General features: G+C 62.8%; 18 protein-coding genes. 5 read left to right on the top strand and 13 right to left on the bottom strand.

Annotation, left to right across the window (positions count from 1 at the left end):
• Nucleotides 1-225 precede the first annotated feature (225 nt).
• Both AKG11_RS28510 and AKG11_RS28505 read right to left on the bottom strand, forming a co-directional pair.
• Nucleotides 226-1470 carry an MFS transporter gene (locus AKG11_RS28510; protein ID WP_050746364.1) on the bottom strand — a complete coding sequence of 415 codons (1245 nt, stop codon included), beginning with the start codon at nucleotides 1468-1470 and terminating at the stop codon, nucleotides 226-228.
• Between the two features lie 154 nt (nucleotides 1471-1624).
• Nucleotides 1625-3061: an amidase gene (locus AKG11_RS28505; protein ID WP_050746363.1), complete on the bottom strand. Its 1437-nt coding sequence runs from the start codon at nucleotides 3059-3061 to the stop codon at nucleotides 1625-1627.
• Between the two features lie 180 nt (nucleotides 3062-3241).
• On the opposite strand from AKG11_RS28505, the gene gcvA reads away from it, so the two are divergent.
• A complete protein-coding gene (gcvA, locus tag AKG11_RS28500; RefSeq protein WP_050746362.1) occupies nucleotides 3242-4117 on the top strand; it encodes a transcriptional regulator GcvA in 876 nt (291 codons plus the stop codon).
• A gap of 206 nt (nucleotides 4118-4323) precedes the next feature.
• Here gcvA and AKG11_RS28495 read toward each other — a convergent pair whose 3' ends face one another.
• Nucleotides 4324-5280, bottom strand: coding sequence for a phosphotransferase family protein (locus tag AKG11_RS28495; protein ID WP_157255844.1), 957 nt, complete (start codon nucleotides 5278-5280; stop codon nucleotides 4324-4326).
• Nucleotides 5281-5637: 357 nt separating this feature from the next.
• Between AKG11_RS28495 and AKG11_RS28490 the strand changes: the two genes are divergently transcribed.
• The 3 genes from AKG11_RS28490 to AKG11_RS28480 are packed head-to-tail and all read left to right on the top strand — an operon-like array spanning nucleotide 5638 to nucleotide 7656.
• Nucleotides 5638-6030 (top strand): MAPEG family protein, encoded by a 393-nt coding sequence (locus tag AKG11_RS28490; RefSeq protein ID WP_050746360.1) that lies wholly within the window; start codon nucleotides 5638-5640, stop codon nucleotides 6028-6030.
• 10 nt (nucleotides 6031-6040) lie between these two features.
• Nucleotides 6041-6403 (top strand): YciI family protein, encoded by a 363-nt coding sequence (locus AKG11_RS28485; protein ID WP_023513379.1) that lies wholly within the window; start codon nucleotides 6041-6043, stop codon nucleotides 6401-6403.
• 23 nt (nucleotides 6404-6426) lie between these two features.
• Complete coding sequence (locus AKG11_RS28480) at nucleotides 6427-7656, top strand: RNA polymerase sigma factor (protein WP_197284028.1); 1230 nt, start codon at nucleotides 6427-6429, stop codon at nucleotides 7654-7656.
• Nucleotides 7657-7728: 72 nt separating this feature from the next.
• Here the strand turns inward: AKG11_RS28480 and AKG11_RS28475 are convergent, their stop codons facing one another.
• From AKG11_RS28475 to AKG11_RS28455, 5 genes are all read right to left on the bottom strand, one after another.
• Nucleotides 7729-8670 (bottom strand): MurR/RpiR family transcriptional regulator, encoded by a 942-nt coding sequence (locus AKG11_RS28475; RefSeq protein ID WP_050746358.1) that lies wholly within the window; start codon nucleotides 8668-8670, stop codon nucleotides 7729-7731.
• Between the two features lie 52 nt (nucleotides 8671-8722).
• Nucleotides 8723-10315, bottom strand: coding sequence for a dipeptide ABC transporter ATP-binding protein (locus AKG11_RS28470; RefSeq protein WP_050746357.1), 1593 nt, complete (start codon nucleotides 10313-10315; stop codon nucleotides 8723-8725).
• Nucleotides 10312-11133 carry an ABC transporter permease gene (locus AKG11_RS28465; protein ID WP_050746356.1) on the bottom strand — a complete coding sequence of 274 codons (822 nt, stop codon included), beginning with the start codon at nucleotides 11131-11133 and terminating at the stop codon, nucleotides 10312-10314. Before AKG11_RS28465 ends, AKG11_RS28470 begins: the two co-directional genes overlap by 4 nt.
• Nucleotides 11130-12068: an ABC transporter permease gene (locus AKG11_RS28460; RefSeq protein WP_023513374.1), complete on the bottom strand. Its 939-nt coding sequence runs from the start codon at nucleotides 12066-12068 to the stop codon at nucleotides 11130-11132. Before AKG11_RS28460 ends, AKG11_RS28465 begins: the two co-directional genes overlap by 4 nt.
• Before the next feature lie 72 nt (nucleotides 12069-12140).
• Complete coding sequence (locus AKG11_RS28455; protein ID WP_050746355.1) at nucleotides 12141-13646, bottom strand: ABC transporter substrate-binding protein; 1506 nt, start codon at nucleotides 13644-13646, stop codon at nucleotides 12141-12143.
• A gap of 112 nt (nucleotides 13647-13758) precedes the next feature.
• On the opposite strand from AKG11_RS28455, the gene AKG11_RS28450 reads away from it, so the two are divergent.
• Nucleotides 13759-14862 (top strand): DmpA family aminopeptidase, encoded by a 1104-nt coding sequence (locus AKG11_RS28450; RefSeq protein WP_050746354.1) that lies wholly within the window; start codon nucleotides 13759-13761, stop codon nucleotides 14860-14862.
• Between the two features lie 138 nt (nucleotides 14863-15000).
• Here the strand turns inward: AKG11_RS28450 and AKG11_RS28445 are convergent, their stop codons facing one another.
• The 5 genes from AKG11_RS28445 to AKG11_RS28425 all read right to left on the bottom strand — a co-directional run bounded on the left by AKG11_RS28445 (nucleotide 15001) and on the right by AKG11_RS28425 (nucleotide 23148).
• Nucleotides 15001-16782: an ABC transporter ATP-binding protein gene (locus AKG11_RS28445; RefSeq protein ID WP_050746353.1), complete on the bottom strand. Its 1782-nt coding sequence runs from the start codon at nucleotides 16780-16782 to the stop codon at nucleotides 15001-15003.
• Nucleotides 16779-18575 (bottom strand): ABC transporter ATP-binding protein, encoded by a 1797-nt coding sequence (locus AKG11_RS28440; RefSeq protein WP_050746352.1) that lies wholly within the window; start codon nucleotides 18573-18575, stop codon nucleotides 16779-16781. Before AKG11_RS28440 ends, AKG11_RS28445 begins: the two co-directional genes overlap by 4 nt.
• Nucleotides 18576-18644: 69 nt before the next feature.
• Nucleotides 18645-20849, bottom strand: a complete 2205-nt coding sequence (locus AKG11_RS33865; protein WP_082342733.1) for a TonB-dependent receptor — start codon at nucleotides 20847-20849, stop codon at nucleotides 18645-18647.
• A 2-nt stretch (nucleotides 20850-20851) separates the two neighbouring features.
• The gene (locus AKG11_RS28430) at nucleotides 20852-22108 is read right to left on the bottom strand and encodes an MFS transporter (RefSeq protein ID WP_050746351.1); all 1257 of its coding nucleotides are present in this window, start codon (nucleotides 22106-22108) and stop codon (nucleotides 20852-20854) included.
• A gap of 86 nt (nucleotides 22109-22194) precedes the next feature.
• Nucleotides 22195-23148 carry a helix-turn-helix transcriptional regulator gene (locus tag AKG11_RS28425; protein ID WP_082342731.1) on the bottom strand — a complete coding sequence of 318 codons (954 nt, stop codon included), beginning with the start codon at nucleotides 23146-23148 and terminating at the stop codon, nucleotides 22195-22197.
• Nucleotides 23149-23186: the final 38 nt, after the last annotated feature.

Here is a 23186-nt window from a genome sequence, read left to right as displayed (position 1 = left end):
GAAAGCAGGGCGATTACGGCAGGAGTCCCGGTTGTGCTCGCCGGTAGCCTGCCATTTCCGTAAAAAACCAAGACCCCTGTTTCCCATTGAAAGCGGCCACGCGTGCCCGCGCGGTCAAGCCCACGTCAGCGGCGGTAGAGTGACAGCCGGCTTCCGTTGAAGACTGAATGCAATAGCGCGTGCGGCCGGTTTCGTCCGCTATAGACACCGGCCGCACAGGCTGTTTCACAGAGATGCTCCCGGCGCAGCCTCCCGGTAGGCCGCCATTGCCGTGACAACCACAGCAACGACGTTTGATGCGGCGCTGACTGCGATGGGAATGAAGTAACTCTGGCTAAAGTCGTAGATGAAGCCCGCCGCGCTCGGCCCAGCGAGCGTGCCTATGGCAACGCTGGTATAGAGAACGCCGATGATGCGGCCGGCTTGGCGCGCGCCAAACAGATCGGCAACGACAGCTGGCAGGATTGCGACCCAGCCACCATAGAAGAGGCCGAAAATGAGCGCGAATAGGAGGAGCAGACCGAAAGAAGCAGCAACGGACCAGATCGCGAGAGAGGAAGCCATGCCGATATACATGGCGATCAGGAACATCTCCCTGCCCATCCGGTCCGCAATGCCGCCCAGGAAGAAGCGGCCGACCGTGCTGCCGATGCCGATGGCACCAAGCAGCCACACTGCAACCGCCGCCGAAACGCCATGGTCGATCGCATAGGGCACCAGATGAACGAAGGGGACGAACACCCCAAACGCACCAAAGAGAGATGCGAGATACAGCGCATGGAAGCGCCGCGTCCGGACGGCTTGCCCCACGGACATATCGTGGCCCGATTGCGGCGAACCGGCATTTCGGATGCTATCGGCACCATCGGGCGATAGTCCACGACGTGCCGGCTCGTCTTCCATCACGAACGCCGCCAACACGCCGAGAACGATCGCAATGACACCCAGCGTCGTGTACGCGCTGCGCCAGCCGAAGCCCGAGATCAGCCACGTCGCAAACGGCGGCAGCGCGAGGGTACCAATTCCGATGCCGCTGACCGCAAGGCCGGAGGCAAGACCACGGCGACTGACGAACCAGCGCTGCACGGCCCCAAGCGTCGGCACATAGGCGCTGCCGACGCCCATTCCAATGCCGATGCTATAGGCTGCGTAGACCTGTAGAATGGTCTGCGCCCGCCCGGCCATGAGCAGGCCCAGTCCAACAAGCATCATTCCGATTGCGGAAAGAACCTTCACACCGTACCGATCCGCGAGCGGAGCGGAAACGACACCGAGCGCGAAATAGAGGAAGCCCGCCAACGAAAAGACCAGGGATACCGATCCACGGGATGCTCCGAACTCCTCTTGAAGCGGCTGAAGAAATGAGCTGAACGTATAGGCGCTTCCAAAGCCGACGAAGGTTATGACAAAGGCTGCAGCGACGACGAACCAGCCGTAGAAGAGCACGAATGACTGTTTGGGGGAGATCACGAGAGCCCTCCGCCGGCTGCGCCGCACTGAAGCCCGTGGAGAGGCCGATGCCTCGGCGCAATCTCAAACCGACCACGGATCGCGCCTTTGCGCATTTCGGGCCATGCGAAACCAGGCATACCGGGGAGGCATGCCGCTTCGTCGAACATGCTCATCACGCTGCTCCTGCGACGTGACTTTCGGCCAGCCCGTCATCGAGATCCGGGCGACGGCGATGCCATTCCGTCCAGCCCTGAAACGCCGCGCCGAGCGCCAGAAGCGAGCTTTCATCGAATGCGGCGGCGATCAGCTGAAGGCCGATTGGCATGCCGTCCGCCGAGACCCCTCCGGGGAACGCAAGTGTCGGGTGCCCGCTCATGTTGAAAGGGCAAGTGTAGCGTTGCAGCTTGGCGATCAGCTCGGGTTGCTCGCCAAGTGTCGCGATCGTCTTCAGCGTGAGCGGTGCAAAAGGGTGGATGGGGGTCAGCACAGCATCGACCGAAGACAGCAGAGCTTCGACCTGCCCGCGGAAGGCGGCTCGGCGGAGCAGTATGCGTTGATAGTCCATCCCTGAAACGGCCATCCCGGCCTCGACGACGGATGACAAAATGGGGCCGTATTGTTCCTTGTGGAGCGCATAGGCCGCCTCATGGACGACAGCCGCCTCGACGGCACAATTCGGCGTCCAGTCAAGGACGATCTGGCGGACATCCGGAAAAGAGACGTCAACGATCTCGACTCCGAGATCCGAGAAGACCGCACACGCTTCGGCCAGCGCGACCTGTGTCCCGACATCGACGTCGTCACTATTCCAGTTTCGGTCGATGCCAATGCGCTTGCCGCGCACGTCTGCGAACGTGTCGGCCATATAGTCGACAACCGGGCGAGAGCTTGTCGTCGGGTCATCGACATCGTGTCCGGCAATTGCCTTGAAAAGGGCTGCTACACCCACGACACTTCGGGCAATTGGGCCGATGTGGTCCAGCGACGGCGCGAGGTCGAACGTCCCATGGCGGCTGACGCGGCCCCAGGTCGGCTTGAGGCCGCTGACGCCGTTGGCTGCACAGGGCCAGCGGATCGACCCGCCGGTATCGGAGGCAATCGCCCCGAAGCATAGGCCGGCTGCGGTGGCGGCTGCCGATCCACCGGAGGAGATGCCTGCCCAATACGCGCTGTTCCAGGGATTGCACACCGGCGGTATCGACGGATGGTAGTCGGAATACGCCCCCTCGGTGAGCTGGGTCTTGCCGATCAGCACTGCGCCTGCTTCCGTCAATTTCCGCACGACGGTCGCATCGTGTGTCGGAACAAAATCTCCATGGATCACAGTGCCGCCGGCAGTTGCCACGCCCTCGGTCCAGCACAGGTCCTTTACTGCGATGGGAACGCCGTGGAGCGGCCCCCGGTGCACGCCCTCCCGGATCTCCCGATCGGCCGCTTCCGCCTGACGGAGCGCCCGGTCGTCCAGGACCCGGGCATATGTCCTCAATCTGCCGTCCAAGCGGTGAATGCGCGCCAGAAGCGCTTCCGTGACCTCCCTCGAGGTGATCACCCGCCGGGCGATGAGTTCCCCAACCTCCGTCAGATCACAGAATTCCATCTTGAAAGACATATGCCTAAGCCCTTTCTCCAATTGCGCGCCCGGAGGCGCACCATCTCTATGATTTAGAATTTATAGCACGTAGACCAGCTCGATTGCTGTATTGACATCCTATAAAAGCCAGACTTATGGTGCCTTTCGTATACAGGCAAACCAGAAGATTTAATGCATATAAATTAGATAACCTAAGCTATGACGAACCGTTTACCGCCGCTGAATGCGCTCAAAGCGTTCGAGGCTGCTGCTCGCCACCTCTCAATCAAGCACGCGGCGGAGGAACTGTGCGTGACGCCGGGAGCGGTCAGCCAGATGATCAAGGTTCTGGAAGAACACCTGCGGGTGAGGCTTTTTGAGCGGGTGACACGGGGAATCTATCTGACCGACGCGGGGCATGACTATTTGCCTTCGATACGCAATGCATTCCGCCAAATCGCAGACGCATCCGAGCGGATCGCAGCTCAGCGGGACTCCGGGCTGCTCACCGTCAGCGCCACGCCCTTCTTCGCGTCGGCCTGGCTCGTTCCGCGGTTGTCATCCTTTCGAGAGATCCAACCCGACATTGATCTCCAGATCGTCACCAGCAACGCACTCGTCGACTTCTCTCGTTCGGAAGTGGATGTCGCGATCCGGCACGGGCTGGGCCGCTATCCCGGGCTTCGCAGCGATCGTATCGTCACCGTTGAGGTGGCAGCGGTGGCGACGCCTGGACTGGTCGAGCGGCTGGGGCTTCCTGGCCGACCATCGGACCTCGCGCACTGGCCGCAGGTCCACGATGCCGAACGGAAGGGCTGGAACCTGTGGTTTGAAACGCACGGTGTGCCCGAGCGGATGGCAGCGCGCGGCCCGTCCTTCGATGACAGCGGGCTCCTGCTAAAGGCGATCCTTGCTGGCCAGGGTGCAGGGCTTCTGCCGGCAGCTCTGGTTGAAGACGAACTGCGAGATGGCCGCTTGGTCCAATTGTCTCCTGCCGTGAATATGGAGGATTTTGCCTACTACCTCATCTGCCCCGACAACAAGCAACAACAGCCGAAGATTTCGGCGTTCAGGGACTGGATCTTGAACGCATAATCAAAAGGGACCGGGTTCTCTTATAGATCATCAACAGCACCGTCGACGTGATGCGATCATGCAGATAGCCGCACAGGGGGCGAGGGTCGCAGTACGCTTTGCGAGGTCGCCGCTGGGCACGGCATCACTGCCGCCAGATGCTCGAACAATCCGTTGCCAGTACATGCCGCCGAAACCGGGAAGCCCGCCGCGCCAAAGGCCTGACCTCAGAGCAAATTCGTCTCCGAGAACGCCTCCACGCCGGCATGCAGCGTTTCCCGGTCGCCATGTTCGACACCATGCAGAATGTCGAGCAAGGGAAAGGTGAGCCGGTAGAAACGCATACGGTCACGGAATCCCTCTCCCATTTGAAAACGGTTCAGCATCGTATCGACAAAGGCATCGCCGAGCCCCGCGGCCAGGCTGGCATAGTCATAGGCCTCATCACCCAGATCGCACCCGGAGAAATCGATCACACCGGAGAGACGGCCTTCATGGATGAGAATGTTCCCTGTCCCGAAATCCCCATGCAGGACAGAGCGCGGCAGTGCATCGCAAACGGCCAGAAAATCGTCGAACGCCCGACGCAAGCGGCTGACTGCCCTCGGGGCCAATAGGGGGAAGGCAAGCGCTTCGCACCGCGAACGCAAGTCATCCCACTCCATCGAAGGCAATGCCCCTGCAAGATCGGGCAGAAGGGCGGCTGGAACCGCGTGCAGGGCACGCAGGAAACCGCCAAGATCCGCGGCCAGCCCACGCTGCTGTTCGTCGGTCAAAACCCGCAGGGTCGAAAGCGGTTCACCCTGAATTCGGGGATGGACTGAAAACACCCTCTGTCCGCTCCGACACACCCTCAGGGCCGGTATCGGCGCCGGAAGCAATGGCTTGAGCACCGCAAGCACGCGCGCCTCGCGCTCAAGTTCGTTTTCCGCTGTCGCATGGCGCGGTAGCCGAACGAGTTCACCCCCGACGTCGTAGACGAGATTGTTCTGCCCCGCCCCAAGCAGAGTGGCCGGCGTGCCCGCCGGCATGCCGAGAGTTTCGGTGATCTCAGACAGAAACAGCGCGTCGAGGGCGTGATGCGCGGGCAGCCCGCCATCGGTCGGGTTGCCCAATGGATTTTCCCGGCTGGCGGGTTTTTCCACACAGGCCGGGCGTGTGGTCTCTTTCTCGATCTCATCCATTGGAGGCTGTATGAGCGGAAATCGAAACGGATGCAAATCGGACGGTCGCATCGCTTCTGGCGCCGCCGATGATCGCACTGTCCCAACGATGGAGAGGCGTAGCTGGGCACCGCTGTTTACCGCGAAGCTGGGATGCCGCGGCAATCACAAAGCATGCAGTGGCAGCAATGGGCACCTACCGACGGTTGACGTGAAATGCCCCCCTGAACGCCTCTTGCCCCTTTGTGCGATAGCTTCTATCCGGATGCACCCGGTGGGAAAAATCAAAAAAAGAATACCTGCCTGATGGAGGGATGTCGAAATCGGCCGGGTCGGCGGCGTCTTTGGCCTGTCGCAACACAAATGAGGAAAAACTTTATGCTTTTTCAAGTTACGGCGCTTTACGCGCTGCCGCTTGCCGCCCTGTATGTTATCCTGTGGTTCCGTGTGACAACGACCCGTTCGAACCTCAAGTTTTCCATCGGCGATGGGGGCAACACCGGCCTGCACGAGAAGATCAGACAGCACGGTAACTTCGTCGAATGGGTGTCGGTCGTGCTGATCCTGATGATCATCGCCGAAGGCAACAAGGCCGATGCGATCTGGTTGCATGTTTCGGGGGCGTTGCTTCTGATCGGGCGGCTGGTCCACCCCTTCGGGCTCACTGCAGCCAATCCAGCGCACCCTCTGCGCATCATCGGCAATACGGCCAGCCTGCTTGCCACGCTGAACGCCATGGTCTGCCTTGTTTTCACGTCCTTCGGCCTCTGAGGAGAGTTCCATGCAGTACATGCTTCTGATCTATACATCGCCCGACGCCGAACCTGTCTACGGCACACCGGAATTCCAGGCCATGATGCAGGGGTTCTCCGACTTCAACGACCGAGCCAACGCCGATGGCGTTTTGCGCGGCGGGGAAGCGTTGCAGGGGATCGAAACGGCGACATCGCTGCGCCTGCGCGGCGGCAAGGTCGAGACCATGGATGGTCCTTTCGCCGAGACCCGCGAGCATCTGGGCGGCTACTACATACTCGACGTCCCCGATCTGGACGCCGCGCTGCGCTACGCGGCGCTGCTGCCGGTCGCCGCCTGGGGCACGATCGAGGTCCGGCCGCTGATGTCCTACAACCCCGCCAATCTCTGATGGCAGGAGCCGCCCCCCACGCCATGGCTGTCACGCGCGCCCTATCCGTGGTGATGCGTGAGGACCGGGGGCGGCTCATGGCGGCGCTTGTCGCGCGCCTCGGCGATTTTCAGCGCGCCGAGGATGCGCTGCAGGAGGCCGGAATTTCCGCGCTCCTCCATTGGGGGCGATCTGGCGTGCCGGAATCGCCGCGCGCCTGGCTGCTGAAGGTGGCCGGGCGCAAGGCTCTCGATCGCTTGCGGGCAGAAGGGCGCGGCGCAAAGCGCGAAGCGGCGCTGGCGCAGCTCACCATCCTCGATACCGACGAGGTGACAGAGGATATTCCCGACGAAAGGCTGCGGCTGATTTTCACCTGCTGCCACCCGGCACTGGAAGAAAAAACGCGCGTGGCCCTGACATTGCGGACCGTGTGCGGGCTGACCACCGAGGAGATCGCGCGGGTGTTTCTGGATACGGCGCCGACCATGGGCCAGCGGCTCAGCCGCGCCAAGTCGAAGATCGCGATGGCGGGCATCCCCTTCGCAGTACCGGGGCCTGAGGATTGGGACGACCGCCTGCAAACGGTTCTGACCACGATCTACCTGATCTTCACTATCGGCTATACGACCGGCCCTGACGAGCCGCGCAACCTCTGCGCCGAGGCGATCTTTCTCTGCCGTCTGCTCCTGACCCTGCGTCCGGATCAGGCCGAGATCGAAGGTGCCCTTGCACTGATGTTGCTGACCGACGCCCGACGCGCCGCTAGGATCGGCACCGATGGCGCAAGCGTGCCGCCCGGCGAACAGGACCGGGCCTTGTGGAACAGGCAAAGCCTCGATGAAGGGCGGGCTCTTCTCCACACATCCCTGTTGCGCCGGCGCGCCGGCCCGTTTCAGATCAAGGCTGCGATCAGCGCCTGCCAGATGGCCGATCCGGGGCCGGATTGGCCACAGATCCTGCAGCTCTACACGGTTCTCATGACCATGGAGCCGACTGCGGTGGTGCAGCTGAACCATGCCGTGGCCCTGGCCGAGACCGGCCTTGTCGAAACCGCTCAGGCAGAAATCGCGGCGCTGCGACCCGAGCTCGACGGCTTCCAGCCCTTCCATGCCGCAGCGACCCTTGTCTATGCGCGGGCCGGCGCCCGGGACGAGGCGCGCCGCAACGGGCTGGCCGCTATCGAAGGGGCAGAGCGGGAGGCAGACCGGCTGTTACTGCGCAAATTGCTGGAAGGGCTAGAATTGGCGGACCGCCGTCCCAACCCTGCCATCTGAATGGAGCGCAACAATTAGCTGTTCGGTCAGCTTCCCCCTGCAATCATGCGTCCACACAAAGGCCCACCACACTCATTCACGCCCGGGAACCGTACGCTGCAGAGACGTCCGCTGGTCGAATTCCCCGAAATGGCGTCCGCGTTCCTTCATGCTGTCGGTGCGTGCCTCGACTGTCTTGCTGTGCCGCCGTGCGATCGAGTTGATCAACAGATTGAGGATAACCGTGAGGCTCGCCGACGAATCCCAGAACGTCTCCACATAGGTTTCGCCCTGCAACACCAGCTCGGTATACTCGTAGGCCCAGTTGGAGAACTTGTCGGTGATGATGACAAGCGGCATGCCGGCATCGCGCGCCTTCTCGGCAAGCAGGACCCCTTTGCGGGCATAGGAATGCGTATCGACCAGAACCAGGCAATGGCTGTCCCCGGACATATCAAGAATTTCAGCGGAAACACCCGCGTGATCTTCGGCAAAGCGGACCTTCGGGCGGACATATTGCAGCCGGCTGGCAAAATCGATGGCAAGACCACGGGAAGCCTGGAAGCCGACAACGCTCACGAACTGCGGATCCGCGATAGCCTCGACACAGTATCGCCAGCGAGGCAGCGTCGTCAGCTTGTAGGCTTCCGTGACGGCCTCCAATTCCCGCTGGAGGCTCTTCTCCAGCGTCTGCTCGTTGAGCGGATCAAGCTGCAGGCGCTTGAACACGTTGCCCATGCCCGCGGCTTCCGCCCCCGCCGCCGGCTTGAGCGCTTCCTTGAAGTCCTTGAGGTTCGCGTAACCCAGCTGGCGAATGAAGCGGATGACCGTCATCTCGCTGAGACCGAGCGCGGCGGCGAGCGAAGCTCCGGTCTCGTATGGCAGGCGATCCCAGTTGTCGCGGAAATGCGACGCGATCATGCGGCCGGAGCGTGACCACCCCGTGTCCTCGCTGGCAAGCCCACGTTCGAGAAAGGTGTTCAGGTCCATTTCCTGGCCACGCTTGCCGGAGGGCTTGTCACTGTCGGCCGCCATGCTCTTCTCCCGGTCGGTACTCCGGACACGCCCGCGCCGGCTCCGTTTTTCTCTACATACGTGGTACGGAATCGCGGAGCAACGCGGTATATTCGCTTTGCGGTTGATCGAGAACGCGGGCTGTCTCACCCATCTCCACCAAGCGCGCCGACCGGAAGACCGCGATGCGATCACAGAGTTTACGAACGACATGGAGATCGTGCGAGATGTAGATCACCGTGAGGTCGCGCTCCTGGCGCAGGCGGACGAGCAGACGGATGATTTGCGCCTGGATCGTCACATCAAGTGCCGAGGTGATCTCATCGGCAACCAGAACCTCCGGCTGGAGGATCAAGGCCCGGGCGATGCCAACGCGCTGGCACTGGCCTCCGGAAAGCTGCTTTGGGCGGCGCTGAGCGAAATCTTCCGGCAATTCCACTTGCCGCATCATATCGAGCGCGCGGCGGCGCGCCTCCGCAGCATCGGCAAGGCCATGGCGACGCAGCGGCTCGGCAATGGTATCGATCACCGCCATGGCCGGGTTCAGGGAATCGAACGGGTTCTGGAAGACCATCTGCACACGGCGGCGATAAGCGGAAAGGGCCGCCCCTTTCAGACGATGAACATCCTGCCCGTCGAACAGCACCTGCCCCTGCGCCGGTGCGACCAGGCGCATCAACACCTTTGCCGCGGTGCTCTTGCCGGAGCCGCTTTCGCCCACGATACCGAAACACTCCCCACGACGAATGTCGAGCGAGACGTCCGAGAGCGCCTGGATCGTACCGCTGCGCCTGCGCATCACGCCGCCGGGACGATAGGTGACGCCGAGATCGCGGATGGAAAACAACGGCGCAGCGGTGGCCGCCGGCGGCGTGACCGGCGTCAGGTCAAGGCGGCTTGGCTGCGATGCAATGAGCAACCGGGTATAGTCGTGGCGAGGGGCCTGCAGGACGTCGCGCGTCAGCCCGGCCTCGACGACCTCGCCCTGCCGCATCACCACGACACGGTGGCATATGTCCGCCACCACCGCGAGATCGTGCGAAACCAGGATTACCGCCAGGCCGAGACGACGGTTCAGGTCGCGCAGCACGTCAAGGATACGGGCCTGGACGGTGACGTCGAGTGCAGTCGTCGGCTCGTCGGCAAGCAGGATGCGCGGCGCACAGGCGATCGCTCCGCCAATCATCACCCGCTGCTTCATGCCGCCGGACAATTCATGCGGATAGGCCCGCAGACGCTTTTCCGGCTCGTTGATTTCCACGGCGCGCAGAATATCAAGGGCACGCGCCTCCACATTGCCGGCCGCGCCATGCAGGATGATGGGTTCGGCGACATGATGGCCAACCGTCTTCAATGGATCGAGATGCGAGGCCGGGTTCTGGAAGATCATCGACATCTTCCGTCCCCGTAGCCCGCGCATCTCCTCGGCCGTGCTGGCAAGCAGATCCCGGCCTTCGAACAGGACACGGCCGGAAACCTTGGCATTTTGAGGCAGAAGCCCAAGCAGGGCCCGGCAGGTCAAGGACTTGCCGGAACCGCTTTCACCGACGATGCCGAGCACCTCGCCCGTCATCAGCGTGAAGCCCACATTGCGCACGACCGGCAACGCACCGAAGGAAACGCCGAGCGCCTCGACGGAAAGAAGCGGAGTGGATTCGTCGATCATGATTTCAACATCCTTCCAAGCCCATCGCTGACAAGAACGAAACCGAAGCCCATGAGGATCGCTGCAAGGCCGGGGAACAGGCAGATCCACCAGGCATCCACGACATAGGGCTGGCCTTCCGCGATCATCGCTCCCCATTCCGGCGTCGGCGGCTGCACGCCGAGGCCAAGGAAGCCGAGGCTGGCGCCGGCCAGAACGATCATCACGATATCCGTGGTGGCGTAGACAAGCACAGCCGGCAGGGTCGAAGGCATGATGTGGCGCAGCAGGATCACCGGCGTCGAATAGCCGAGAACCCTGGCGGCCTGCACATAGTCCTTTTCCCGCAGGACCGCCGTCTGCGCACGCACAAGCCGCGCGTAGGATACCCAGCCGACCAGTGCCAGCGCGATGAAATAGTTCGTCAGCCCGGGCCCCATGATGCCGACGATGGCGATTACCAGCACGAAGAACGGAAAGGCGACCGTCACATCGATAAGGCGGGAGAGAACTGCATCCGTCCAGCCGCCGAAGTAACCGGCTGCCAGGCCGGCAAGTGCCCCGAGCACCAGCGGCGCGGCGACGCCGGCGACACCCATCCAAAGGTCGATGCGGGCCGCATAGATGGTGCGGCTCAGGACATCTCGGCCGAGATGATCCGTTCCGAACGGATGCTGGGCGGACGGGGCGGCGAGCAAAGCCTCGAAATCGATCGCATTCGGGTCGAACGGAGAGACATGCGGCGCTGCAAGTGCAAGGACGAACAGCAAGAGCAGCACGAGAACACCGGCGATGAACTCGAGCGCACCCTTGCGCGCAAGGAAAGCGGCTGCCGTCATAGCTTGACCCTCGGATCGATCAGCGAGGACAGCACGTCGACCAGAAGCGTGATCGACACCGTCAACAGCGCATAGACGATAGTAAGGCCCTGGATCACGGAGAAATCCCGGCCGAGCACGGAGGTAACCATCAATGTGCCGATGCCTGGAACGGCGTAGACGATCTCGACCACCACCGCTCCACCGATCAGATAGGCCAGCATGACACCCAGCAGATTGAGGGTCGGGATCAGCGAGTTCATCAACACGTGGCGCACAAAATTCACGCCCTCCGGCAAGCCCTTCGAGCGCCCGGCGATGACATAGTCGGCTTCCATTTCCTGGATCAGGGTCGCCCGGAGGCTGCGCAGCAGCAGCGGCACGAGCCAGAGCGCCGTGCTCACCGCGGGAAGAAAGAGGTGGCGCAGATGCCCGACGAAGCCTTCGCCGTAACCGCTGACCGGAAACCAGCCCAGTTCCACGCCAAAGTAACGCGACATCATCAGCGCCAGCCAGAAAACCGGGAAGGTCATGCCTGCAACAGCGCCGAAGCGAATGACCTGGTCGATCCAGCGGCCATGGTTGCGGGCGGCCAGAACAGCAAGCATGAGCGTCAGCGGAATGCTGATCGCCATCACATAGCCGACCAGGAACAGGGTGGGCGGCAGGAACTGCCAGATGAGGCCGATTACCGGCTTCTGGAAACGAAGAGAATAACCGAGGTCTCCCATCAGCAGATTGCCGAGATAGGTGAAATACTGCTCGGCCAAGCCGTCGTTCAGGCCAAGCTGGTCACGGAGCTGCGCCACGGCCTCCTCGCTCGCCCGGTCGCCGAGCAGCAGCCGCGCCGGATCTCCCGGCGACAGATGCACGAGGAGGAAGCTGACAAGGCTGATGCCGATCATTACCGGGATGATCGAAACCAGCCGTTTCACGAGAACGGCAAGGAAGGCCATTGGGGGTCTCCATCGGGACGTCGCCACACGATCGGCGCAGCCGGCGCGGTCCGCGCCGGCTGCCGGACCAGATCATTTCGCCAGAACGGCATCCTCGAGCGACCATTGCAGGGATGGGCTCAGCCGCAAGCCATCAACCGCCTTGGCATAAGCATTGGCATAGGGCGGATAGTAGAGCGGGATCTGTGCGACCTCCTCGGTCGAGATCTTCTGGATCTCGTGATAGAGCGCGCCGCGCCGCGCCGGATCGAGCTCGCGAACCGCCTCTTCCGTCAGCGCATTTACCTTCGGATTGTCGTAGTGCGTGTGGAAGCTGTGTGTCTCGCACGTTCCGCAGACGGCCCATCGCACCGCAAGATCCGGATCCGAGGTTTCATTGTACCACCAGCTCGGCGCGAGATCGTAGTCGCCGGCCGGTATGCGTTCCCACCAGACCCCGCGATCGACCTTCTCGATCTTCGTCTTGAGACCGATTGCTGCCCATTGCGCCTGCAGGAGGGTCGCCAGCTTTTCCGCATCCGCATTGGCGGAGATCAGCATGGTCAGCTCCTTGCCGTCATAACCTCCTTCGGACAACAGCATCTGCGCCAGCGCCGGATCGTAGGCGATGCCGGGCAGATTCTTCGCGTGATAATCGAGCGCAGCCGGCAGGGTCGTGTTGGCCGGCATGCCGTTGCCGGCCGTCATCGCCTTGGCGATGGCCGGGATATTGAGCGCATGGGCCGCCGCCTGGCGAACCTTGATATTGTCGAACGGCGGGCGACGCTCGTTGAGCAACGTCATATAGATGACAGTCGAGGGCTCCAGCGCCATCAGCAGACTATCCCGCGCCTTGACGGCTTCGAGTTGCGCCCACGGAACGTCACGCATCGCATCGAGCTCTCCAGACATCAGCATGGACACGCGGGTATTGGAGTTTTCCACCTCGATCAGCTCGGCGCCATCGTTCTTCGGATACCCTTCGCGCCAGTAGTTCGGATTGGGTTCCAGCACCAGCCGGTCGTTTGGCCGCCACTCGCGGACCTGGTAGGGCCCTGATGTCACCGGCTTTTCGCTGAAGGCCATCTCCCCCCGCGCTTCCACGTCGGCCTTTGAAACGATGCCCGCATTGAACACTTCGAGATTGTCGAGGATCGGCGCAAAGCGATGCTTCAACCGCACTTTGACTGTAGCATCGCCCTGAACGCGCACGCTTTCGACGGCGGCGAGCGTCGCGGCATAGACTGATTTTTCATCCTTTAAGGCGCGGGTCAGGCTAAAGGCGACATCTTCGGCGGTGATCAGTCTGCCGTCGGAGAATTTTGCCGCGCGTAGCGTGAAGACGAGCTCCAGTCCGTCCTCGGAAATCGTCCACGCGCTGGCCAGGCCCGGCTGCACCTTGCCGGCCTCATCCTTGCGCAGCAGGCGTGCATAGAGCTGGCCGAAGGCCTCGATGTTTCCTGCCGCCGTCGAACGGATCGGATCGAGCGTGGTCGTCCGATAGGGCGACCCGATGCGGATAAGGCTTTCGGCCGAAACCGGCTGGGACAGCAGCGCGCCGGCAAAGGCGCAAGCCAGGAAGATGGATCTTCGTTTCATGTGACTTTCCCCTTTTTTGAGCGGCCCTCCCGGCCGAGCAAATTAATTCTGGTATATTTACAACTATTATGTCAATCGATGTTATAAAAATATATCAGCGAAGGAGATGGCTATGGGAACACAAGGGGTGAAACTGCGCGGCCGCGCACTGGGGCTTCAATTTTCGGGGCGAACCGGCCCGTGGAACGCGATCACGGACGTCCCGGGCGTCGCCGTCGGCTATACGACACTGATTTGCGGCGACGGACCGCTCACCGTTGGCGAGGGCCCGGTGCGCACGGGCGTCACCGCCATTCTCCCTCGGGGCCAGACCAGAGAAATGCGACCGGTCTGGGCAGGCCTTCATGCGCTGAACGGCAACGGCGAGATGACGGGAAGCCACTGGATACGCCACGCGGGCCACTTTTGCGGCCCGATCTGCCTGACCAACACCCACAGCGTCGGCGCCGTACACGCAGCCGCGACCAAATGGATGATCCGCCAGCACGCCGATGACTTCCTTTCCGATCACGTATGGGCCATGCCCGTGGTGGCCGAGACCTATGACGGGGTATTGAACGACATCAACGGCCAGCACGTGCGTGAGGAGCATGTGTTCCAGGCACTCGACGCCGCAGCCTCGACGCCGCTCGCCGAAGGCAATGTCGGCGGCGGGACGGGCATGATCGCCTATGAATTCAAAGGGGGCACCGGCACGGCTTCGCAGACGGTGCGGCTCGGCGACACGAACTATACCGTTGGCGTCCTCGTCCAGGCGAACTACGGACTACGCGACTGGTTGACGGTGCTCGGCGTTCCGGTCGGGCGCCACCTTCAGGACGACCGGATGTACGATAGCGAACAGGGGTCCATCATCGTCGTCATCGCAACGGATATTCCGCTCCTGCCCAATCAGCTGGAACGGCTCGCCCAACGCGGCGGCATCGGGATCTCCCGCAGCGGCAGTCCGGGCGGCAATGGATCCGGCGACATCTTCCTCGCCTTCAGCACCGCCAACAGCTTCACCCGCAGGGAACTTGCCTCTGCCCTGCGCCCGATGACCTCGATCCCGGATGATTGGCTCGATCCCGTCTATCTCGCCACGGTCAATGCCGTGGACGAAGCCGTGATCAACGCCATGCTGGCGGCAGAGGACATGAGCTGCGTGAAAGCGCGCAAAAACCCCGTATGCAAGGCGATCAACCCGCGCCGCCTCCTGGAGTGCATGGGAAAATAGGCGATTTTCTCTCGAACCCGAAGAGAGGCGACAACGATATAGTGCAGTCGGTTCACGCCATACTCTTGGCAGGGGTGCCGGGTTGGCGTCATTGGAGCGGCAGGCGGCGCCCCTTGGGCAAATACCCGGCTGAAGCCGTCAGACCCGGCCAAGGTGCCAGGAAGCAGCCTCCTGGCGACGCCGGCAAAGGCGCGCGTAGGAGCCCTCGGCCGCAAGCAGCGCATCGTGCCTGCCGCGCTCGACGATGCGCCCATCCATGAGCACGAGAATCTCGTCTGCGGCCTGAATGGTTGACAGCTTGTGAGCAACGACAATCAGCGTCTTTCTGGCCGTCAGGCAGGCGAGTGCTTCCTGGATTGCACGCTCGTTGCTCGGATCTATCGCCGCTGTCGCTTCGTCGAGAAGAACGATCGGGGCATCTTTCAGGATTGCCCGGGCGATCGAAATCCGCTGTCGCTCGCCACCAGAGAGCGTCGCCCCGCCTTCACCGACACGCGTACCGTACCCGCCCGGCAGCGCCAGGATGAACTCATGCGCCCGCGCAGCCTGTGCTGCGGCCACGACATCGGCCATGACCGCGCCGGGGCGGCCGAACGCAATGTTGTCGAACAGCGTGCCGGCAAAGAGATAGACGTCCTGGAACACAACCGAAACAAGGCCGTTCAGCCGTTCTTCGGCAATGTCGCGAACGTCGACGCCGCCAATGCGGACCCTCCCCTGATCCACATCCCAGAACCGCGGCAGGAGGTTGAGCACCGTGCTCTTTCCCGCGCCGGACGGGCCAACGATCGCTGTCATCGACCGCTCGGGAACCGTGAAGCCGACATCCCGCAACACCGAACGGTCCGGTCCATACCCGAAGGAGACCGCCTCGAACGTGATGGCGAAACCGTCAGGCTCCCGCGGCACTTGCGGTTGCGGCAGCGGAACAGCCGTCATGATCCGATTGATGCGCGTGAGCGACGCATCGGCGATCCGCGCGAGTTCCATCACCGCCGCCAGCCCCAGGAGCGGCTGGTAGAGGGAGAAGACCAGCGCCAGGGAGGCGATCAACGTCGCAGTATCGATCGCGCCGTTCTCATGCCGCAAAGCCGCAGCCACCATGACAACCGGCACGCCCAGCATGATGACGATGGAGAACAGGGTCAGCGGCGTTGTGAGGCGCGCCACGAGCCGGATGGATATGTCGCGAAAATCCCTGAGGGCGGCTGCAAAACCTTCCTCGCCCCTTGCAATGCGGTTGAAGGCACGAATGACGGCAATACCCTGCGCATATTCAATCATCCGCGCGCTGGCCGCCGCCTGCAGGTCCTGACGCTGCAAACCCAGCTGCGACAGTTCGCGGCTTGCCCATAGAAACAACGGCACAGACACGAGGAGAAGAGTGAGTGCGGACAATCCGGTCGCCCAATCCCACCAGACGAGAAAGCCGAGAACCATGACCGGCAGGGCGAAAGCCTGTGCGATGCGCGGAAGCGCCTCCGAGAGAAAACCCTCCAGCATCTGCATGTCGGAGGTCAACGCCGTCACCGTATCGCCGCGGTGACGCGACAGGTGAAAGCCCATAGGCAGGCATCTCAGGCGTGCGAGGAGCGACAGACGAAGCCGTCCGGCAAGCGCATAGCTGGAAAGCCAGCTCCGGGAAGCCGCGAGGTAGCCGAACAGGAGCTGCCCGGCAAGCGACGCCGTCATGATGAGCGCAACCTGACCGATCCGCCGCCAATCGAGGCTGCGCCCTTCCGCAATGCCTGAAACGACCCAAACAACAGCGCCGAATGCGATGCCGAGACACAGGGACTGCGCGATACGGAACAGGATGCCAAGCAGGAATCCGCCACGAAGCGGCCCGGCCAGCTCCCACAGGCGGGCAAGGCTTGCGAGGTCCGACCGATCGACGCGAGGGTTGCGGGGCTGCATCATCGTATCCTCTGCGGCTGCAGGCCCGCCTGCCCGCGCGTATAGTCGTCCCAGAGACGGGAATAGAGGCCGCCGCCAGCGACCAGGTCCTCATGCCGCCCGCGCTCCACGATCCGCCCGGCATCGACCACGAGGATCTGGTCGGCACCGGCGATGGTGTGCAGGCGATGCGCGACAACGATCAGGGTACGCCCCGCGGAAAGCACGGAAAGTGCCTGCTGGATGGCCGCTTCGTTGTCAGGGTCAGCGAAGGCCGTCGCCTCATCGAGAACGATGATTGGCGCATCCTTGAGGATCGCCCGGGCAATCGCGATGCGCTGCCGTTCGCCGCCGGACAGTGCAACACCCCCTCCCCCGATGCAGGTGGCATAGCTCTCCGGCAACCCGCTTATGAAATCATGCGCCTGCGCCGATCGCGCCGCAGCCTCCACCTCCTCGTCGGTAGCGTCCGGCTTTCCGAAGCGGATGTTCGCAGCAATCGTGTCGGAGAAGAGGAATGTCGACTGAAAGACGAACGCGACCGTGTCCATCAGCTGGTCCAGGCCGATATCGCGCACATCAACCCCGCCAATAGCGATGCCGCCGGACTGCACATCCCAGAAGCGTGGAATGAGGCTTGCAATTGTGCTTTTTCCAGCTCCCGAGAGCCCGACGATCGCCGTCACGGTTCCGGCGCGGGCCCGGAAACCGACATCGCGTAGCACAGGCTCTCCGCCATAGCCGAAACAGACCTTCTCGAAGCGGATATCGTGGGAAGCCAGCTCAAGCTTTTCCCTGTTGTCATGCTGCGGCTTCGCAGCCAGCAGCGCCGCAACCAGCGAGGAGCCCATACTGACATGGGCGAGGTTGTGGAACTGGTCGAACAGCTTGAGAAGCGGCTGGCTGTAGCTCGCGCCAAGAATGATGAAGAGCAGCAGCGTCGCAAGCGTGATCTCGCCGAGATGGAGCAGCACCAGTCCGAACGGCAGGATGAAGACGATATTGGTCAGGACCAGACTGGCAAAAGTTCCCCCGAGCGGCAGATAGTCACACGCCCATCGCGTCTCCAGCACCACATAGTCGCGCACGGCCGCACTCGCTTCGGCAAGGCTCTCGTCGCTGCGGTTGAACACCTTCACCACGGCCATGCCTGCGAGAAATTCGACGATCGCCGCGTTCATGCGCGAGGCCGCCGCCTGATAGGCCGGCGCGTTGCGCGCACCGCTGCGCATGGCGGCACCAAGCAGCCAGAAGGAGACCGGCGTGACGAAGATCGCGGCAAGCGCGAGCCGCCAGTCGAGCACGAGCAGCCAAACCGAAACCGTGAGCCACGCGGCGAGCGAGCTGACGCCCTCCGGCAGACCATGGGCGATGATGCCCTCCAGCTTCTCCGGCTCGTCGATCACGAGCTTCTTGGCATCACCACTCGGCCAGTCGGAGAAGTAGCCGAGCGGCAGGCGCGCCATGTGCCGGGCCATGGCGTGCCGCAACCGGTGGATGGTATCGAAGGCGACGACATGTGAAAGACCAAGCGCCAGCCCCATCATCAGGCTACCAAGCAGGATCGCGCCAAAAGCAAGAACGGCATTTTTGACAGCGAAGCGCCAGACGAGGCCGCCTGCAACCGCCGCGTCGATGATGCGATAGACGGTCCAGACCGGGACCAGCTGCAGGAAAACGGAAAGCGTGGCCAGAGCGAAGGCGCCCGCCAATGCCTTGCGCGACCCATCCAAAAACGGAAGCACAAGCCGCAGACTGGCAAAATAGTCGGGTGCGGGCATCGCCTGCGCCGCCTCTTGGTCGGTGGATATGGACATGGCACATGTGGAGAACAGGCTTGCGGATATGCATTGGCCGCCCCGCCGGGGCGGCCAGCGCGCGGCAGCTCAGAAGCGAAGGGTGATTCCCGCTCCGAAGGTACGGCCCCGTGCATAGGAGACGCCGAAGACGGTCGAGGTGCCCGAAGGATCCATTCCGAAGCGGTCCTTGATGGTCATGTACTGCTTGCCGATGAGATTGTCCCCGAAGAGGTAGGCTTCCCCGCCACCCCAATCGACGCCGAGGCGGGCGGAGACGACATGCGCCGGCTCGAGCTCCCCGGTGTTGGACGCATCGGTATAGCGCTTGCCCGTGTAGTTGTAGGCAAGGCGTGCATTGAACATCGTCTCGGCAAGGGCGCCCTCGAAACCGAGTTCGCTGCCCTCCGCCTGGTATTGAACGGCAGCGCGCGCCGTCCAGCGCGGAACCGTCGGCAACCAATTGCCGCTCACGAGGCGATCCTGCGCCGCCGTCACCTCGGCGGGCACGTTGCGCACTTCGCTGAAGGTGTAGCCAAGCCCACCGGAAAGCGTCCAGTTGCCGGTGACGTCATAGTCGCCGTCCAGTTCGAAGCCGTAGCTGCGGGCATCGAGATTGAAGGTGCGGCCGGTGAACGTCATATGATCCCAGGTCTGCATCTGCTCCTTCGACATGTCGTTGAAGAAGAGAGCAGCGTTCAGCTTCAACCGGTTGTCGAGCCAGGCGGACTTGGCCCCGACCTCATAGCTCATGATCGAAGAGGAATCGTAGGGATTGCGCGGAACGCCGGCCCACATCAGCGAATTCTCGACGGCATAACCGCCGCTCTTGAACCCGCGCGAGACGCTGGCATAGGTGGTCAGCTCGTCGGACCATTCGTAGCTGAGCGCCGCGCGGCCTGTCGCAAAGCCGTAGCTTTGTTCGCCATCCTCGTGAAACTCCTTCACGGCGCCGGCGGTGCCATCGCTGAAGAACGAACCGTCGAACGTCTTCTTCTCATGGGTCGCGCGCGCGCCGACCGACAGGTTGAGCCGCTCCAGTACCGGATAGGTGATCTCGCCGAAGATGGCCTGGCCGGTCGTCGTCTGGTCATAGAAATATTCTCCCGTCGCCGACGGCCCGAAATACCACATTTCTACGGGGCGATGACGGCGCGCCCTGTCCTGGTAGAGAGACACGCCGGCGAGCCAGCCGATATCGGAGTCCGGCAACGACGAAAGGCGGAATTCCTGCGAAAGCCGGGTATCGCGCTTCGTCCAGCCGATGAAATTGGTATCAGGATCGAGGAAATCCTCCAGCGGAAGGCCGCTGAAATCATGGGCGATGAAGGCATCCGGGTAATTGTAGACGTTACGGTTCTTCAGCTTCGTGAAACTCGTCTGTGCAGTAAAGGTCATCGTCTCGAAATCGTGTTCGAGGCGGGAGTTGATGGTAGCCAGCTGCGTATCGTCGATCGTGTGGTTCTGTGCCGCAAGTTTTGCCTCGCCCGGGCGCAGGGCGATGTAGGTCGTCGGGGTCATGTCACTGTCCTCGCCCTGCAGGCTCAGCAGCCAGCGTGTGTCTTCGGTCGGCGTGAACAGCAGCAATGCGCGGCCGACCCAGTTGTCTTCCGCGCCGAGATCGTCGCCGGCGATGTTGTCGATATAGCCGTCGATCGACGAACGGCGAAGGGCGATGCGTCCGGCCAGCACGTCGGGAATGAGCGAGCCGTTCAGCATCGTCTCGGTGCGGTAGACGCCGTCATTGCCGAACTCGCCGCGCACCGAACCGTGGAAATCGTGCGTCGGCTCCGCCGGGATCAGATTGATTGCGCCCCCCGAAGTGTTGCGCCCGAACAGCGTGTTCTGCGGCCCCTTCAGGATTTCGACGCGGTCGAGGTCGAGATAGGAGGAGGAGAAGGATCCGCCAAGCGGCAATGGAGCGCCGTCGATAAAGGTGAGAACGGAACTGTCATCCGGGCTGAGCGGTGTGAGGATGGGCGCGACGCCCCGCATGACGATGAAGCCATTGGAGCGATCGCCGAAGGTGCCGACACTGGCACCCGACACGTCGCGCATCACCGCCTGGCCGTCGAGCGCACGCTTTTCCTCGAGCGATTCTGCGGTTTCGACATCGATCGACGCCGGCACGTTGCGAATGTCCTCCTTGCGCTTGCGGGCGGTGACCGTGATGGTTTCGAGCACGGTCGCGCCGTCATCCGCCTCCTGGGCATGGGCGGCATTCTGTGCGGGCAAGGCGAGGCAACCGGCAAGCACGGTTGTGGCGAGAAGAAGCGGGCGGTGATGGGCTGTCATGTTCACGGAAGTGGCAACCTTTCTGTCGTTGAAGCGGAAAGCCCGTCGGGTCGGCCTCGTGCGGTGCGCAACGCGACACCGGCGGCGGCAAGGCACAGGGCCATGGAAAGCCAAAGGAAGCTCTCCAGCCCGAGCGCCGTGACGAGAGAACCCGAGATCGAAGCGGCAAGGATCGAGAGCGAGAGATCGACGGAAGCGAGCGCCGCCGCGCGGCTGGCGCAGCGCGGCCCGTCGCTGACGGCCAGCGAAAGCGCCTTGAACGGCGCGATGAAGGCATAGCCGAGCGAGAGGAAGATGAGGGTCAGCGTGATGGCGAAGGCGGGGCTGCGCAGCGTTTCGTGGGTCAGCGCCGCCAGGGCGAAGAACACCGCAGCGACGAGACCCATCACGCCGATGGCGCGCAGACCGCCGATCCTCAGCAGGAACCAGCCGCCGACAAGTGCAGAGCCGAGGCCCAGCACGTTGCTGCCGAAGGCACCGAAGAAACCGGCCTGGCTGGCCGATACGCCATAGTCCACCTGAAGGATCGGCAGATAGCCCGCAATCATGCCCAATCCCATCTTGGAGAGAAGCGATATGCAGAGCAGCCGCCGGACAGCCGGATTGCGCAGGAAGGCACCGGTCGAGCCGCCTTCGCCTGGTCCTGTTCCATGGATGGAAACGGCGCGCGACGGCCGGTCGGCCGGCAAGGCCAGAATGGGAAGGGCCGCCACCGCCGTGGCAAGGGCGATCAGGACGACGACGGTGCTCCATGCCAGCCCGCCGGCCAGCATCGCACCGAGACCAAGGACGACGCCGCCGACCGTAAAGCCCGCCGTCTGCCATATACTGGCATGGCGACGGTCGCCTTCCCCCAGCGTTGCGACGGTGTAACCGTCGAGACCGGTCGTGCCGGTGGAGAGGATGACGAAGAGCACGGCGGCGATCGTCATGATGCTTGCAATCTGGCCAGCCGGTTCCACGAGACCGAAGGCTAGCACGGCAGGAACCGCCATGGCAGCGCACGCGGCCAGGACGATCTTGAAGCGTCGCGCATCGCCACGGGCATAACGATCGATGGCCGGGGCCCACAACGCCCGCAGGGCATAGGGCAGATAGACCAGCGCCAGCAGGCTGATGATCGTCGCCGAATGACCGGCCTCGCGCAACTGCGCCGGCAGAAGATAGAACACATAGGACATGGGGATGGCCGTCGCCGTATAGAAGGCGGCGGCCCCCAGAAAGGCCCGGTGCGTACCGGATCGCGCTTCGTCCTGCATCTGCACTTTCAGCACCCGTTGTTTGATTTACGGGTGCTTCCTTAGCAGCGAGGAGCTTTTGCGCGTCGGGACAAGACTATTGCGGATCAGGCAGATTTCGTCTGCTCGGTGCTGGGGGGATGGCCGAACTGCCGGCGATACGCGCTGGTGAAGTTCGCAGGCGTGGCAAACCCGCAGCGATAGGCGATGACGGAGAGCGGAAGCCGGCCGTCACGCACCAGCACTCGGGCGTGGTCAAGCAGGCTGTTGCGGACATAGGTGGTGATGGACAGCCCGAACGTCGCCTTGAAGGCCCGCCGCAGGGTGCTTTCGTTGGTCGCGAGGAGCGATGCGATTTCCGGGATCGAGGGCAGATCCGCGATATTGGCGTCGAGATAGTCCCGCAAGGCATGGGCGCGCTCGCGCTGCCGGCGATCGGCCTGGCCCACCGCCGGCTCCCCGCCGAGCGCCCTGCCAAGCTCGACGACCGCAGCAAGGCCGAGGCTCGTCATGTGCAACCCGGCAAGGTAGCCGTCCTGCGGCGCCTGGAACATCTGCTGCAGGACCGAGCGCAACGCACCGGCCTTGGCCAGGTGTCGCGAAACGAGATCGTTGCCGTCAAGAAGCGCCATCATTTCGCAGGGTACATCCACCGCAGCGAAGAAATTCGCGCCGATGTAGAGCGCGGCCATGGCGATGCAGGTGTTCTCCGGCTGGCTTTCCAGAAAGTCCAGTTCACGGGAGGAACCATAGACAAGGGTCTCGCCGCCCGATCTCAGGGCAAGGGAGTGGCCGTCTATCCGGCTCGTCCAACTGCCCTCGAAAGCATGACTGATGCAGATGCCCGGCACGAACTGGCCCGTCGCCTCAAGCGATGCGGTCGTGGTCAGTCGGCAATCGATATATTGCAAATACGGGGATAGTGCGCGCGTGCGATGCCGGCCTGTCGCAAAAACTAGCGGCTCGCTATCCGCGGGCGAATAAAGCACGTCGGCAAGCGATATGTCGCCGGCTTCCATCATCGCGACGGTGTCTTCCCTATAGGGCGACCAATGACCCATCCTGCCTCGACACCCTTCGTACTGTCTCTTTCGCCTGC

The organism is Shinella sp. SUS2 (assembly GCF_001262505.1).
Taxonomy (GTDB): domain Bacteria; phylum Pseudomonadota; class Alphaproteobacteria; order Rhizobiales; family Rhizobiaceae; genus Shinella.
Note: the sequence above shows the minus strand (reverse complement) of the source record. Positions and strands in the feature narration are given on the sequence as shown.

Bases quoted from the DNA above. Each gene is read 5' to 3' on its own strand.
- AKG11_RS28505 (WP_050746363.1), bottom strand. From the start codon at position 3,061: ATGTCTTTCAAGATGGAATTCTGTGATCTGACGGAGGTTGGGGAACTC.
- gcvA (WP_050746362.1), top strand. From the start codon at position 3,242: ATGACGAACCGTTTACCGCCGCTGAATGCGCTCAAAGCGTTCGAGGCT.
- AKG11_RS28495 (WP_157255844.1), bottom strand. From the start codon at position 5,280: ATGGATGAGATCGAGAAAGAGACCACACGCCCGGCCTGTGTGGAAAAA.
- AKG11_RS28490 (WP_050746360.1), top strand. From the start codon at position 5,638: ATGCTTTTTCAAGTTACGGCGCTTTACGCGCTGCCGCTTGCCGCCCTG.
- AKG11_RS28485 (WP_023513379.1), top strand. From the start codon at position 6,041: ATGCAGTACATGCTTCTGATCTATACATCGCCCGACGCCGAACCTGTC.
- AKG11_RS28480 (WP_197284028.1), top strand. From the start codon at position 6,427: ATGGCTGTCACGCGCGCCCTATCCGTGGTGATGCGTGAGGACCGGGGG.
- AKG11_RS28475 (WP_050746358.1), bottom strand. From the start codon at position 8,670: ATGGCGGCCGACAGTGACAAGCCCTCCGGCAAGCGTGGCCAGGAAATG.
- AKG11_RS28470 (WP_050746357.1), bottom strand. From the start codon at position 10,315: ATGATCGACGAATCCACTCCGCTTCTTTCCGTCGAGGCGCTCGGCGTT.
- AKG11_RS28465 (WP_050746356.1), bottom strand. From the start codon at position 11,133: ATGACGGCAGCCGCTTTCCTTGCGCGCAAGGGTGCGCTCGAGTTCATC.
- AKG11_RS28460 (WP_023513374.1), bottom strand. From the start codon at position 12,068: ATGGCCTTCCTTGCCGTTCTCGTGAAACGGCTGGTTTCGATCATCCCG.
- AKG11_RS28455 (WP_050746355.1), bottom strand. From the start codon at position 13,646: ATGAAACGAAGATCCATCTTCCTGGCTTGCGCCTTTGCCGGCGCGCTG.
- AKG11_RS28450 (WP_050746354.1), top strand. From the start codon at position 13,759: ATGGGAACACAAGGGGTGAAACTGCGCGGCCGCGCACTGGGGCTTCAA.
- AKG11_RS28445 (WP_050746353.1), bottom strand. From the start codon at position 16,782: ATGATGCAGCCCCGCAACCCTCGCGTCGATCGGTCGGACCTCGCAAGC.
- AKG11_RS28440 (WP_050746352.1), bottom strand. From the start codon at position 18,575: ATGTCCATATCCACCGACCAAGAGGCGGCGCAGGCGATGCCCGCACCC.
- AKG11_RS33865 (WP_082342733.1), bottom strand. From the start codon at position 20,849: ATGACAGCCCATCACCGCCCGCTTCTTCTCGCCACAACCGTGCTTGCC.
- AKG11_RS28430 (WP_050746351.1), bottom strand. From the start codon at position 22,108: ATGCAGGACGAAGCGCGATCCGGTACGCACCGGGCCTTTCTGGGGGCC.
- AKG11_RS28425 (WP_082342731.1), bottom strand. From the start codon at position 23,148: ATGGGTCATTGGTCGCCCTATAGGGAAGACACCGTCGCGATGATGGAA.